Source organism: Saccharopolyspora sp. 7B, assembly GCF_020177435.1.
GTDB lineage: Bacteria > Actinomycetota > Actinomycetes > Mycobacteriales > Pseudonocardiaceae > Saccharopolyspora_C > Saccharopolyspora_C gregorii.
This window is the reverse complement of sequence record NZ_JAIUKC010000053.1, coordinates 14,656-28,171: the sequence shown is the minus strand read 5'-3', so window position 1 is coordinate 28,171 and position 13,516 is coordinate 14,656. Positions and strand designations below refer to the sequence as shown.

Genomic DNA, 13,516 nt, shown 5'->3' with positions numbered 1-13,516 from the left:
GGGGGGGTTTTTTGTTTAACCCCCCCCGCGGGGGGGGGGGGCGCGGGGCCCCCCCGGGGGGCCGGGGGGGGGGGGCCGACTCCGAGCCAGGTCGACGACCTGGCCGGTCGATCACTTGATGTCGAGCTGCTGACCCGGGAAGATCAGGTTCGGGTCGCTGAGCACGCCGCTGTTGCGCTCGAAGATGTCCTGGTAGTCGACGCCGTACTGGCTGGCGATCTTGCCCAGGGTGTCACCGGCCTGCACCGTGTAGTCGGCACCGTTGGACTTCACGGTCGACTTCTTCTTGGTGCTGGTGGTGCTCTTCGAGCTCTTCTTCGAGGAGGAGCTCTTCTCGGAGGACGAGCTCTTCTCGGAGGACGAGCTGGAGCCACCGCTGGTGCTGCCGCTGGTCCAGCTGGTCTTCGAGGTGCAGCCCGGCCAGGCGCCGGGGCCCTGCGAGGCGAGGACCTTCTCGGCGACCGCGATCTGCTCCTCGCGGCTGGCGTCCTTGGCGTTCGACGCGTACTGCGTGCCGCCGTAGGCCGCCCAGGTCGACGGGGTGAACTGGAGGCCGCCGGAGAACCCGTTGCCGGTGTTCGCGCTCCAGTTGCCGCTGCTCTCGCACTGCGCGAGCTGGTCCCAGTCCGCGGCGTTCGCGGGGGCCGCGACCGCGATCGGGGCGGCGACCACGGCACCTGCGATGGCGAGCCGGGCGGCGTTGCGGGCGATGCCGGCGGTGGAAGGTTTCCGGTGCTTGCCTTCGTAGCGAGTCATTTCCCTCTCCTGCCGCGCTTGCGAGGTGAGCTGTCGGGTTCGAGCTGAGAGGCAGCCCGGCCGGCTCGGGAGCCGGCTTCACCCCTAGGGCGTTCGGGGCGCCCAGTGGTGGTTCCCCCGCCCCTGTCCGGTGTGTTCGTTCGGGGGTGGGAAGCCCGCCGGACAGGGTTCGGCGCTGCGGGCTTCCGTGGTCCTTGCTGATCGGTTCGGGGCCGACCGGAGAGCGACACTACGTAACCGATCGCCGAAGCGGAAATCTGAGCATATGTGATGCTAGTCACAGTAACGATGGCTCAGGGGTGTCCGATCTCGATCGTTTTCGCTGATCAGAGCGTCGTTATCAAGTCGTTTCCGGGCTGAGATCGATCACCGTCAGTGAGGCGTGGCTCACCTCTTCGGCGGCCTTGAAACCTCGTCGTCGCCGGGATGTCATCCCTCGGTCGGTCTGAATCGAGTCCGGTGCACGCGTGGAATCGGGCTTTTTCGCGATCACTGCGCGATCAGGGGGCGTGACTCTCGGTGAGGTCTGGCCTCTCTCGGGTGAGGGATCCGAGGAGACGGCTCGAGATCGTCCAGGAGCCGTTCGAAGATCAGGAGACCGTCCCGGCGGCGCCCCCGGGGAGGCGGTGCGGAGCCACTCGATCGCACACCGAGAAGTCACCCGGGGGAGTGTGTCAGACACGCCGAGGAATGTTGTATTCGCGCACGCGCGCCTGCGCGGGCGGAGTAATGAGGAGAGAACTCGATCGCCGCAGGCGTTCAGCCACCCGCGAACGGCGGCAGCACGTCCAGCTCGTCACCGGCGCCGACCTCGATCGACCGGTCCCGCAGCGCGACCCCGTTGAGCAGGAAGCTGCAGGCGGGCACCACGGCGGCCAGCCGCTCGTCGTGCGCCGCGAGCACCGCGTCGACCACGTCCGACGCCCGCACCGGCCCCGGCGCGGCCGGCGCGATGCTCAGGACCTCCTCGGCCACGCCCGCCGCCGCCCTGGCGCCGGCGAAGTACCGCACCCGCACGGCCGTCGTGGCGGGTGCACCTTCGAACTGCACAGTCACGGCGGTCAGCCTCCGATCGCGCTCATCGGCCGGGACGGCTGCGCGAACCCGTCGTCGTCCATCCCGTGCCCGGCCTTCTTGGCCCACATCGTCCCCTGCCACAGCCGAGCCAGTTCGTCGTCCCCCGCGCCGTCGCGCAGCGGGCCGCGCAGGTCGGTCTCGGTGGTGGAGAACAGGCAGGACCGCAGCTGTCCGTCGGCGGTGAGCCGGGTCCGGTCGCAGTCGGCGCAGAACGGCCGCGTCACCGAGCCGATCACGCCGACCGTGCCGGGCCCGCCGTCCACCAGCCAGCGCTCCGCGGGCGCCGAACCGCGTTCGGCCACGTGCGGGGTGAGGTCGAACTCGGCGCCCAGCCGCTCCAGGATCTCGTCCGCGGTGATCATCTGCTCGCGGTCCCAGCCGTGCTGCGGGTCCAGCGGCATCTGCTCGATGAACCGCAGCTGGTAGCCGTGCTCCAGGCAGAAGCGCAGCAGGTCACCGGCCTCGTCGTCGTTCACGCCGCGCAGCAGCACCGCGTTCACCTTCACCGGTTCCAGCCCGGTCGCCTTGGCCGCGGCGAGCCCGTCGAGCACGTCGTGGAACCGGTCCCGGCGGGTCAGCCGGTGGAAGGTCTCGGCGCGCAGCGTGTCCAGCGAGACGTTGACCCGGTCCAGCCCGGCCTCGACCAGCGCGTCCGCGTAGCGGTGCAGGTTGATGCCGTTGGTGGTCAACGAGGTCTTCGGGTGCGACGGCAGCGCGCTGGTGGCGGCGACGACGTCCACCAGGTCCTGGCGCAGCAGCGGTTCGCCGCCGGTGAACCGCACGTTGGTGACCCCGAGGGTCTCCACGGCGATCCGGATCAGCCGGTTCATCTCGCCGGTGTCGAGCATCTCCTGCTTCTTCAGCCACGGCAGCCCCTCGGCGGGCATGCAGTAGGTGCAGCGCAGGTTGCACTTGTCGATCAGGGATACGCGGAGGTCGGTGGCCACGCGGCCGAACCGGTCGACCAGTGCCGGGGTGTCCGGACGCGTCGAGGTGTCGGTCGTGGGGCGCACGGCCGGGATGCCCAGGTCCACTGCGGTCACACCATCGACCCTAACCCCGTCCGAGGGGGTATTTCGATCGACGGGAGCGGCTTTCTCGCAGCGGTGCGGGGCTTTCCCGACCTGCGGAGATCCGCAGTGGACGGTCCGGACGCCGCGAGTGCGGCCGATGGGGCGCTGTCCTGCCCGCAGTCGCGGCAGTAATCTGCACGACTGTGCCGCACTACCGGATTTCCGAAGCCGCCGGACTGCTCGGCGTCAGCGACGACACCGTGCGCCGCTGGGCCGACGGCGGGCAGCTGACCACCGAGCGGGACGGCTCCGGCCGCCTCGTGGTGGACGGTGCCGTCCTGGCCGGGTTCGCCCGCGACCAGGCGCGGGCCGTGCCGGACCCGTCGGGGGTGGGTCGTTCGGCCCGCAACCGGCTCGTCGGGCTCGTCACCGAGGTCGTCTCGGACCGGGTGATGTCGCAGGTGGAGCTGCAGTGCGGCCCGCACCGGGTGGTGTCGCTGATGAGCACCGAGGCCGTGCGGGAACTGGGCCTGGAGCCGGGAGTGCTGGCGGTGGCGGTGGTCAAATCGACCAACGTCGTGGTGGAGACGCCGGGAGGCTGACGTGGTGGGACCCAGAGTTGTCGCAGCCCTGGCCGGGCTGGCGCTGTTAGCGGCCGGGTGTTCGACCGGCGGCGGCGAGCAGGCGCAGGGCGAGCGCACCGTCACGGTGCTCGCCGCGGCCTCGCTGACCGAATCGTTCGACCAGCTCGCCGAGCGGTTCGAGGCGGAGAACCCGGGGGTGGAGGTGCAGGTGGACTACGCGGGGTCGTCCACGCTGGTCGAGCAGCTCACCCAGGGCCGCCGGGCCGACGTGTTCGCCTCCGCGGACACCAAGAACATGGACAAGGCGACGAAGGCGGGCGTCACCGGCGGCGAGCCGCAGGTGTTCGCCACCAACAAGCTGACCATCGCGGTCCCGAAGGGCAACCCGGACCACATCGGTTCGCTGGCCGACCTGACCGCGCCCGGCCGGCTCGTCGTGCAGTGCGCGCCGCAGGTGCCCTGCGGTTCGGCCTCGGCGACCGTCGAGCGGGCCGCGGGCCTGGACGTCGAGCCGGCCAGCGAGGAGAACGACGTCAAGTCGGTGCTGCGCAAGGTCGCGGCCGGTGAGGCGGACGCCGGTCTGGTGTACGTGACGGACGCGCGCTCCGCCGCCGACCAGGTGCAGGCGGTGGACTTCCCGGAGGCGGACCAGGCGGTGAACGACTACCCGATCGTCGCGCTCAAGGACGCTCCGGAACCGGAGCTGGCCCAGAGGTTCCTGGACTACGTGCGCGGCCCGGTGGGCGAGCAGGTGCTCACCGAGCACGGCTTCGGCTCGGAGTGAGCCCGCGTCGCGCGCGCGGCGGAGGAGCGCGCCCGGTGGCCGTGCCGGGGGTGCTGTGGGTTCCCGCCGCGCTGGCGCTGGCGCTGATCGTGCTGCCGGTGCTGGGGCTGCTCACCAGGGTGGACCCGGCCCGGCTGCCCGAGCTGCTGACCAGCGAGGCCGCGCTGGACGCGCTGGAGCTGTCGGTGCGCACCTCGCTGGTGGCGACGGTGCTGTCGCTGGTGTTCGGCGGCCCGCTGGCGGTGGTGCTGGCGCGGGCGCGGTTGCGCGGCTTGCGGGTGCTGCGCGCGGTGGTGCTGCTGCCGCTGGTGTTGCCGCCGGTGGTCGGCGGGCTGGCGCTGCTGTACCTGCTGGGGCGCACCGGTCCGCTGGGCGGGCTGCTCGACGACGCCGGGCTGCGGCTGCCGTACACGACGGCGGCGGTGGTGCTGGCGCAGACGTTCGTGGCGATGCCGTTCCTGGTGGTGGGCCTGGAGGGCGCGCTGCGCTCGGCGGACGCCCGCTACGAGCAGGTGGCGGCGACGCTGGGCGCGGGCCCGTGGACGACGTTCCGGCGGGTGACGGTGCCGATGCTGCTGCCCGCGCTGGGATCGAGCGTGGTGCTCACGTTCGCGCGGGCGCTGGGCGAGTTCGGCGCGACGATCACGTTCGCGGGCAGCCTGCAGGGCACCACCCGCACCCTGCCGCTGGCCATCTACACCACCGCGCAGTCCGACGTGGACGCCGCGGTGGCCATGTCGTTGTTGCTGGTGGTGCTGGCGCTGCTGGTGATCGGAGTGGCGGGCACGAGAGCGGTGGAGGGACGGACGTGACCGGTCTGCACGCCGAGGTCGCGTTCGCGCGGCCCGAGTTCGCGCTGGACGTGGAGCTGTCGGTGGCCCCGGGCGAGGTGCTGGCGGTGCTCGGCCCGAACGGCGCCGGGAAGTCGACGCTGCTGTCGGTGCTGTCCGGCCTGCTGGTGCCGGAGCGCGGCCGGGTGGCGCTGGACGAGCACGTCTGGTGCGACGCGGCGACCGGCGCGCACGTGCCCACGCACCGGCGCGGGGTGGGCCTGCTGGCGCAGAACGCGCTGCTGTTCCCGCGGATGTCGGTGCTGGAGAACGTCGCGTTCGGCCCGCGCTCGGCCGGGACGCCCAAGGCCGAGGCGCGGGAGACCGCCCGCCGGTGGTTGTCCGAGGTGGACGCGGCCGAGTACGCCGCCCGGCGCCCGGCGCAGGTGTCCGGTGGTCAGGCGCAGCGGATCGCGCTGGCCCGCGCGCTGGCGGCCGCGCCGCGGTTGCTGCTGCTGGACGAGCCGCTGGCGGCGCTGGACGTCGACTCGGCCCCGGCGGTGCGCGGCCTGCTGCACCGGGTGCTGCGGGAGCAGCGGCAGCCGACGGTGCTGGTCACGCATGACGTGCTGGACGCGGTGGTGCTGGCGGACCGGGTGGCCGTGCTGGTGGACGGGAAGATCATCGAGGAGGGCCCGACGCGGGAGGTGCTGACCCGTCCGCAAGCCGCGTTCACCGCGCGCATCGCCGGGCTGAACCTGCTGACCGGCGTCGCCACCGACGGCGGGCTGGACTTCGGCGGCACCGCGATCGCGGGGCGGTCGGTGGAGGTGGCGCGGGGCGAGCCGGCGGCGGCGGTGTTCTCGCCGTCGGCGGTCGCGGTGCACCGGGAACGGCCGGACGGCAGCCCGCGCAACGCGGTGCCGGTGCGGATCGACGTGCTGGAACCGCGTGGTGACGTGGTCCGGTTGCGGGCCGCGACGCGGACGCCGGACCCGGTGGTGCTGTCCGCCGACGTGACGCCCGCGGCGGTCGCCGACCTGCGGTTGGGCGTCGGCGACCTGGTGTTCTTCGTGGTTAAGGCGACCGAAGTAGCCATGCACCCGGTATCCGATGGATCATCTGGGGTGTGACTGAGGAAGCGCCCTGGACGTACTTGATGGACATGGACGGCGTGCTGGTGCACGAGGAGCACATGGTGCCCGGAGCCGATCGGTTCCTGGCCGAGCTCCGCGAGCAGGGCTTGCCGTTCATGGTGTTCACGAACAACTCGATCTTCACCCCGCGCGACCTGCGCGCGCGGCTGCACCGCACCGGCCTGGACATCCCGGAGTCGGCGATCTGGACCTCCGCGCTGGCCACGGCCCAGTTCCTGGAGAAGCAGCGCCCGGGAGGCAGCGCGCACGTCGTCGGCGAGTCCGGCCTGACCACGGCGCTGCACAACATCGGCTACGTGCTCACCGACCGGGATCCGGACTACGTGATCCTGGGCGAGACCCGCACCTACAGCTTCGAGGCGATCACGAAGGCGATCCGCCTGGTGGAGAACGGTGCCCGGTTCATCGCCACCAACCCCGACGAGAAGGGGCCGAGCCGGGAGGGCACGTTGCCCGCGACCGGCGCGGTGGCGGCGCTGATCGAGCGGGTGACGGGGCGGGCGCCGTACTACGTGGGCAAGCCGAACCCGCTGATGATGCGGTCGGCGCTGCGGGCGCTGGGTTCGCACTCGGAGAACACGCTGATGATCGGTGACCGGATGGACACCGACGTGCGCTCCGGGCTGGAGTCGGGCATGCAGACGATCCTGGTGCTGACCGGGATCTCGGACGAGAACACCGCGGAGCTGTTCCCGTACCGCCCCACCAAGGTGATCAACTCGGTGGCCGACCTGGTCGGGCACACCGCGAACCCGTTCGGGGTCTGAGGAGTTCCGGGTGAGTGGACCGTCCGCCCGCTCCGGCGGAACGACCGGCCCACTCACCTCGGTACCTGGTCAGCCCCGGGTGGGCAGCCGGTCGTCGGAGTCGACGATCCGCTTGCCCATCGGGAACAGCGACACCGGCAGCAGCTTGAAGTTCGCGATGCCCAGCGGGATCCCGATGATGGTGATGCACTGCGCGATGCCGGTGACGATGTGCCCGATGGCCAGCCACCAGCCGGCCAGCAGCAGCCACAGCACGTTCCCGATCGTGGAGAACGCGCCGGCGCCGGGTTCGTCGACGAGCCGCCGCCCGAACGGCCACAGCGCGAAGTTGGCCATCCGGAACGAGGCGATGGCGAACGGGATCCCGATGATCGTGATGCCCAGGACGATGCCGGCCACGGCGTAGCCCAGGGCCAGCCACAGCCCACCGAAGATCAACCAGATCACGTTCAGCAGCAATTGCATGCCCTCAGCGTGTCATGTGCGCTCGGACGAGTGGCCAGGTGGTGACCCTGAGTTTTCCCCGGGTCAGACCCGCAGTTCCCCGTCGAGGACCGTGACGGCCCGGCCGCGCAGCGCCACCCGGTCGCCCAGCGGGGTGGCGCGGACGAACCCGCCGCGCGGCGAGGCCTGTTCGCCGACCAGCTCCACCCCGGAGCGTCCCAGCTCGGCGGCCCAGTAGGGGGCGAGCTGGCAGTGCGCCGATCCGGTCACCGGGTCCTCCGGGATACCGGACGCGGGCGCGAAGAACCGGCTCACGAAGTCCACCCCGTCCCGGTCGCCCGCCGCGGTGACGACGACGCCCCGGTAAGGCCAGGTGGCGATGCGCGCCAGGTCCGGTTCGAGCCCGCGCACCTCGGCGGCCGCGCTGACCCGGACGAGCAGCCGCCCCGGGGCCGCGCGCACGTCCTCGACGGTGGCGCCGGGCAGCGCCGCCGCCAGGTCGCTCGGCGGCTCCACCGGGTCGGCGGCGCTCGCCGGGAAGTCCATGCCGATCCAGCCGTCACCGGCGTCCGTGCAGATCAGCTCGCCGCTGCGGGTGGCGAACCGCTGGTCGCCGCCGAGGGCGTGCGCGGCGGCGAGGGTGGCGTGCCCGCACAGGTCGACCTCGGTGGTGGGGGTGAACCAGCGCAGCGGTTTCGGTTCGGTGCCGTCGAGCACGACGAACGCGGTCTCGGCGTGCCGCATCTCGGCGGCGACCGACTGCATCCAGGGTTCGGCGGCGGGCGCGTCGAGCAGCACCACCCCGGCCGGGTTGCCGCTGAACGGGTGCTCGGTGAAGGAGTCCACGACGTAGGTGCGCACCCCCGGAGAGTACGGCCGTGGGAACCGATCACCAGCGGAACGGCCGGGTTCCGAAGGGCTGGGCCCGACCCCTCGACTTTTGCCCGACGCGGGCGCAATCATGAGTGTTCTGCGTCACGACAGCGTCGGGGAGGGCACTGTGGACACCGCCGGAACACCAGAACCCAGCTACGACTCCGGGATCTCCGAGGTGCCGCTGCTCGGCGACACCATCGGCGGCGACCTGGACCGGACCGCCGCCCGCGTCCCGGACTCGGACGCGCTGGTCGAGCACGCCGGCGGCCGCCGCTGGACCTACCGGGAGTTCGTGGCCGACGTGGACGCGCTCGCCCTGGGCCTGCTGGACGCGGGCATCGACAAGGGCGATCGGGTGGGCGTGTGGTCGCCGAACCGCGCCGAGTGGACGCTCACCCAGTACGCCACCGCGAAGATCGGCGCGATCCTGGTCAACATCAACCCGTCGTACCGGCTGCACGAGCTGGAGTTCGTGCTCGGCCAGGCCGGGGTGCGGATGCTGATCTCGGCGCAGCGGTTCAAGACCTCCGACTACACCGCGATGATCGAGCAGGTGCGGCCGAGCTGTCCCGGTCTGGAGCAGGTCGTGCTGTTCGACGACCCGAGCTGGGACGAGCTGGTGGCGCGCGGCCGGGCGGGCGATCCGGCGCGGCTCGCGGCGGCGCAGGCGCGGCTCGGCGCCGACGACCCGATCAACATCCAGTACACCTCGGGCACCACCGGTTTCCCGAAGGGCGCGACGCTGTCGCACCACAACATCCTCAACAACGGGTTCTTCGTCGGTGAGCTGTGCGGCTACTCCGAGGTGGACCGGGTCGCGATCGTGCCGCCGTTCTACCACTGCTTCGGGATGGTGATGGGCAACCTGGCCTGCACCAGCCACGGCGCGGCCATGGTCATCCCGTCCGAGGGCTTCGACCCGGGGACCGCGCTGGCCGCGGTGTCCGCGGAGCGCTGCACCTCGCTGTACGGGGTGCCGACGATGTTCATCGCCGAGCTGGACCACCCGGACTTCGAGAGCTTCGACCTGGGCTCGCTGCGCACCGGCATCATGGCCGGATCCCCGTGCCCGGCGGAGGTGATGAAGCAGGTCATCGACCGGATGGGCATGACCGAGGTCGCCATCTGCTACGGCATGACCGAGACCAGTCCCGTCTCCACCCAGACCCGCGCCGACGATTCGCTGGAGCGCCGGGTGTCCACGGTGGGCCGCGTCGGGCCGCACCTGGAGGTGAAGGTCGTCGACCCGGCGACCGGGCTGACCGTGCCGCGCGGCGAGGCGGGGGAGCTGTGCACCCGCGGCTACTCGGTGATGCTCGGCTACTGGGACCAGCCGGAGAAGACCGCCGAGGTCATCGACCGCGCCCGCTGGATGCACACCGGCGACCTCGCCGTGATGGACGAGTCCGGGTACGTGAGCATCACCGGCCGGATCAAGGACATGGTGATCCGCGGCGGCGAGAACGTGTACCCGCGGGAGATCGAGGAATTCCTCTACACCCACCCGGACATCGTGGACGCCCAGGTCATCGGGGTCCCGGACGAGCGCTACGGCGAGGAGCTGATGGTGTGGGTGCGGCTGCGCGCCGGCGCGGCCGAGCTCTCGGCGGAGGCGCTGCGCGAGTTCTGCGCCGGGAAGCTCACGCACTACAAGATCCCGCGCTACGTGCACGTCGTGGACGACTTCCCGATGACCGTCACCGGCAAGATCCGCAAGGTCGAGATGCGCCGCCAGGCCAAGGAACTCCTCGGCCTGGGCGACTGAACGTCACCGGGCGGTATCGGCGAGGTGGTCGCGCAGGCGGGCGTGGCGGAACTGGTGGACCGCGCCCGCTCGGCGCAGCACGCCGCGGGCGTAGGCGTCGTCGAGGAACCGCGTCGGCCGCCACGGCAGCCGCCCCGTCAGCGGTAGCCACAGGCGCGCGAACAGCAGCCAGCCGCCCCACGACGACAGCGCCACCCGCGTCGCCGCGAGCATGCTCCCGGCGATGGCTCCGAAGACCAGCCCGTAGCCGAGTTCACCGGTCACCCAGCCCGCGACCACGGCCGTGAGCCCGGTCGCGAGCACGAGCACTGCCGCGCGCCCGAGGGCGACCGCGCGGTCGGCGCGCAGCAAGTGCCACGGGTCCGTCGCGTCGTCCGCCTGGTCCTCGCCGAGCGCGGACACCGACCCGTTCGCGAGCGCGCCCGCGAGCGTTCCGGCCAGCGCCACGACCGAATCCGCGGCGATTCCGGGAGCGAACGCCGCCACAGCCGCCGCCACCACGCCCGCCGCGAGCACCGACTCCAGTACCGCCACCAGCACGACGACCAGCACGCCGAGCATCGGATGCGTCCGCAGCGGGGTCGTTCGTCGCGCCCGATCGTCGAAGATCATCCGCATCGTGCCCGCCAGCCCGAACGCGACTGCGAACGCGGTTGCGGCCACGAGCCCGTTCGTGAAGCCGCCCGCGAACGCCACCGCACCCCCGAACAGCAGCGCGATCACGAAGACGAAAGCGAACCACCGCACCAGCCCGAGGCCCTGCGGTCGCCGCTTGGAGCCCGGCCGCCGCAGGTGCAGCCGAACCCGTTCCGGTTCGTGCTCGCCCGAGTACCAGGTCCGCAGCTCCGCGCTGAGGCCGGTGAGAAGCCCGACCCCGAACCACGTCGCCGTGAACTGGCCCCAGAGCCCGAGTAGCAGTCCCGGCGCCCCGAAGCAGAGCGCGAAGGCGACGGCGGTGACCAGCACGCGGGTGCGGCGGTGCAGCGCCGCGGGCATTCGCCACCAGGCGAGGTCGTGGGAGCCGCGCCGGACCAGATCGGTGGCGAGCCGGCCGAGCCAGCGATGGGCCTGGTCCGGGCGCCACGGCCCGGGGCGGCGGACCGGGTCGTACCGGGTGTTCAGGTAGACGCTCAGCAGGTGTTCTTCGAGCTGCTCCGGGGACCGGAAGCGATCGGCGTCGAGCAGTTCGGCCGGGTCGCGGTCGGCGTCGTCGTGATCGAGTCGGGCCAACGTCACCAGCAACGGGGTGGTCAGGGCGGCGGCCAGGTTCCGGCTTTCGGCCGCGTCCGGTTCGGTCCGCACGTGCTCGAACACGGCCGCCCATTCGGCGGCGCGGGCCTGTCCGCTGCTGCGGCGCAGGTGCCGGGCGACTTCGTTCGGGCGGAGGTCGTCGAGCTCGATCACAGCGGCCCCGCGCACCCAGTCCTGGCGTACCGCGTCGGCGTACTCGTCCCGCCTGCTGGTCACGACGACGGGCGACACGAGCCTGCTGATCTCGCGGACGGCTCCGCGCCGGTAGCGCTCGGGGATCTCGTCGAAGCCGTCGAGCACGGGCAACACCCACTCGTCAGCGACGAGGGCGGCGGCTTTCCCGCCCACCAGAAAAGGGTGGTCACGTTCGAGCAGGTCGGCGAGCCGGGACCGCAAGGCGGTGGTGGTGGGATTCCAGTCGCCGAGGCCGAACAGCACCGGGACGCGACTCGTGCGACCGCGTTCCGCGATCAGGTCGAGGACGAGCCGGTGGACCAGCGCGGTCTTGCCCGCACCGGCCCGGCCCAGGATCACCAGGCGTTGCGAGTCGATATCCCGGTAGGTCCGCCGAATATCGGCGAAGGACCCGGTCAACGACGGCGGCCGAGCTTCGTCGTGCTGGATGTTGTCCCAGTGGTCGACCAGTTCGTCCGCCGCCGGATGCCAGCGCACCGGCAGCGCCTCCGGATCACCCAGGCCCCACCGCTCACCCTCCTGGCGGCTGAGCGCGGCCACCCTGCGGGCGAGCTCCCGCGCCGACGCTTCCGGCGACCCGGTGGGGGCGGGCGGTTCCGGGTGCACGACGAGATCACCGTGCACGTCACCACCGACCTGCACGAGGTCACCGCCGACGGTGCCGCGATTGGTGTTGCGAGCCCGGTCGTGCTCTGTCACCTCGCCAGTGTGCCGCGAAGATCGCAGCCCCGGGGCCGGATCGAACCATCCACGAGCGGTCGTCCAGCACTCCCGGCGGCCGACCACCTCCGCAACGGCCGCCCCACATCCACACCCCGTTCAGCTGTGGAGTACTCGCGAAACTCACGGGGAATCGAACGGACCGACTCGCCGCCGAGTCGACGTACCCGCAGCGCAACAAAGGTTTTGCGGTCTGTGAACAAGGCGGGGCCCTGCAACTCGTAGTGAGATCGCAGGGGTTCCGGGGGCGTTCGGGTGAGTGGGCGCCGTCAAGCCTTGGCGAGTTCTGCTGCGTCCTCCTCGCCGAACTGGTCTTCCAGGCGTTCGGGGGAGGCGTCGACGTCGATCTGCTCCAGCGGGGTGCCGCGGGCCGAGGAGATCGCGCCGAGGCGGCGTCCGGCGCGGTCACTCGCGTAACTCAGCAGCTCGTCGGTGTCCAGTTCGAACGGTCGCACCTCGGGCGCGTCGGCGGGCTGCCACTGGATGAGCTGCATGGCGTGCGGCAGCAGCTCCTGCATCATCTCCTCGACGTGGCCCCAGTTCGCCTCGTCGGCGGCCACGTGCCTGCGGCAGGTGAAGGTGCCCCACGCCATGTGCCTGCGCTCGTCGTCGCCGATGTGGCCGATGATCCGCTGCATGCCGGGGAACAGCCCGCGGCTGCGGCAGATCTTGTTCCACGCGTAGTAGCCGGTGAGCGCGAGCGAGCCCTCCACGACGTGGTTGTAGGTCACCGACGCCCGGATCTGGTTGCGCGGCCCCGGATCGGTGTCCAGCGCGTGCAGCACGGTGGGCAGCACGTCGTAGAAGATCGTGCGGTAGCCGGGGTTGTCCTCGACGAACTCGTTGAGGTTCTCGGTGAGGCCGACGGCGTCCATCCACAGCCGGAACGCCTGGGTGTGCTTGGCCTCTTCGTACATGAACTGGGTCAGGTACATCTCGTCGCCGAAGCGGCCTTCGGCGGCCGTGGCGGACAGGAACGGGCGCAGGTCCTGGGTGACGGCTTCCTCGCCGGCGATGAACTCGGCGCACAGCCCCGCCACGCTGCGCCGTTCTTCGCCGGTGAGCCCGGCCATGTCGCGGGCGTCCTGCTCGAAGTCGATGTCGGCGGGGTTCCAGAACTTCGCGTTGCCCTTGGTGAACAGCCGCAGCGGCAGCGAGTCCCAGTTGAGGCCGCCGGGGCGCAGGGAGTGGAAGTCGTCGCGGTGCTTGCTGCTGTCCGTGGTGGTCGTCATCGGCCTGCTCCAGCTCGCCCGGGTAGTGTGATTCGCGTTACACCGCCGATTTTCGATACTAGAAAGTTCCGCGTCAAGGGCGGTCACTCGCCCGCGTGCGGCGGTTAGCCTCCAGGTCGTGAACC

The 13,516-nt window shown here is 71.5% G+C and carries 13 protein-coding genes and 1 riboswitch; of the genes, 6 read left to right on the top strand and 7 right to left on the bottom strand.

Features of this window, described 5'->3' with window-relative positions:
• Positions 1-111 precede the first annotated feature (111 nt).
• The 3 genes from LCD33_RS10030 to moaA form a co-directional block, all read right to left on the bottom strand.
• The gene (locus LCD33_RS10030; protein WP_224959063.1) at positions 112-756 is read right to left on the bottom strand and encodes a transglycosylase family protein; all 645 of its coding nucleotides are present in this window, start codon (positions 754-756) and stop codon (positions 112-114) included.
• Positions 756-922: riboswitch (cyclic di-AMP (ydaO/yuaA leader) on the bottom strand. Its footprint overlaps the gene before it by 1 nt.
• 593 nt (positions 923-1,515) lie before the next feature.
• Complete coding sequence (locus tag LCD33_RS10025) at positions 1,516-1,812, bottom strand: MoaD/ThiS family protein (RefSeq protein ID WP_224959064.1); 297 nt, start codon at positions 1,810-1,812, stop codon at positions 1,516-1,518.
• 5 nt (positions 1,813-1,817) lie between these two features.
• The gene (moaA, locus tag LCD33_RS10020; protein ID WP_224959065.1) at positions 1,818-2,876 is read right to left on the bottom strand and encodes a GTP 3',8-cyclase MoaA; all 1,059 of its coding nucleotides are present in this window, start codon (positions 2,874-2,876) and stop codon (positions 1,818-1,820) included.
• 173 nt (positions 2,877-3,049) lie between these two features.
• Between moaA and LCD33_RS10015 the strand changes: the two genes are divergently transcribed.
• Genes LCD33_RS10015 through LCD33_RS09995 form a run of 5 tightly spaced genes read left to right on the top strand, consistent with a single transcriptional unit; the run spans position 3,050 to position 6,908 of the window.
• A complete protein-coding gene (locus LCD33_RS10015; protein WP_224959066.1) occupies positions 3,050-3,448 on the top strand; it encodes a molybdopterin-binding protein in 399 nt (132 codons plus the stop codon).
• A 1-nt stretch (position 3,449) separates the two neighbouring features.
• On the top strand, positions 3,450-4,214 hold the full coding sequence (gene modA / locus LCD33_RS10010) for a molybdate ABC transporter substrate-binding protein (RefSeq protein ID WP_374108082.1): 765 nt from the start codon (positions 3,450-3,452) through the stop codon (positions 4,212-4,214).
• Positions 4,215-4,255: 41 nt separating this feature from the next.
• Entirely contained in the window at positions 4,256-5,026 is a 771-nt protein-coding gene (locus LCD33_RS10005) for an ABC transporter permease (RefSeq protein ID WP_224977765.1), read from the top strand.
• Complete coding sequence (locus tag LCD33_RS10000; RefSeq protein ID WP_224966599.1) at positions 5,023-6,117, top strand: sulfate/molybdate ABC transporter ATP-binding protein; 1,095 nt, start codon at positions 5,023-5,025, stop codon at positions 6,115-6,117. Before LCD33_RS10005 ends, LCD33_RS10000 begins: the two co-directional genes overlap by 4 nt.
• A gap of 26 nt (positions 6,118-6,143) precedes the next feature.
• The gene (locus LCD33_RS09995) at positions 6,144-6,908 is read left to right on the top strand and encodes an HAD-IIA family hydrolase (RefSeq protein WP_224959092.1); all 765 of its coding nucleotides are present in this window, start codon (positions 6,144-6,146) and stop codon (positions 6,906-6,908) included.
• Positions 6,909-6,977: 69 nt separating this feature from the next.
• Here the strand turns inward: LCD33_RS09995 and LCD33_RS09990 are convergent, their stop codons facing one another.
• Together LCD33_RS09990 and LCD33_RS09985 are read right to left on the bottom strand one after the other, a co-directional pair.
• Entirely contained in the window at positions 6,978-7,373 is a 396-nt protein-coding gene (locus LCD33_RS09990; RefSeq protein ID WP_224959070.1) for a YccF domain-containing protein, read from the bottom strand.
• Positions 7,374-7,436: 63 nt separating this feature from the next.
• A complete protein-coding gene (locus LCD33_RS09985; RefSeq protein ID WP_224977760.1) occupies positions 7,437-8,213 on the bottom strand; it encodes a PhzF family phenazine biosynthesis protein in 777 nt (258 codons plus the stop codon).
• 100 nt (positions 8,214-8,313) lie between these two features.
• On the opposite strand from LCD33_RS09985, the gene LCD33_RS09980 reads away from it, so the two are divergent.
• The gene (locus LCD33_RS09980; RefSeq protein WP_224977759.1) at positions 8,314-9,993 is read left to right on the top strand and encodes an AMP-binding protein; all 1,680 of its coding nucleotides are present in this window, start codon (positions 8,314-8,316) and stop codon (positions 9,991-9,993) included.
• 3 nt (positions 9,994-9,996) lie between these two features.
• Here LCD33_RS09980 and LCD33_RS09975 read toward each other — a convergent pair whose 3' ends face one another.
• Together LCD33_RS09975 and LCD33_RS09970 are read right to left on the bottom strand one after the other, a co-directional pair.
• Complete coding sequence (locus LCD33_RS09975; RefSeq protein WP_224966601.1) at positions 9,997-12,138, bottom strand: NACHT domain-containing NTPase; 2,142 nt, start codon at positions 12,136-12,138, stop codon at positions 9,997-9,999.
• A 290-nt stretch (positions 12,139-12,428) separates the two neighbouring features.
• Complete coding sequence (locus tag LCD33_RS09970) at positions 12,429-13,391, bottom strand: R2-like ligand-binding oxidase (RefSeq protein ID WP_224977758.1); 963 nt, start codon at positions 13,389-13,391, stop codon at positions 12,429-12,431.
• Positions 13,392-13,516: the final 125 nt, after the last annotated feature.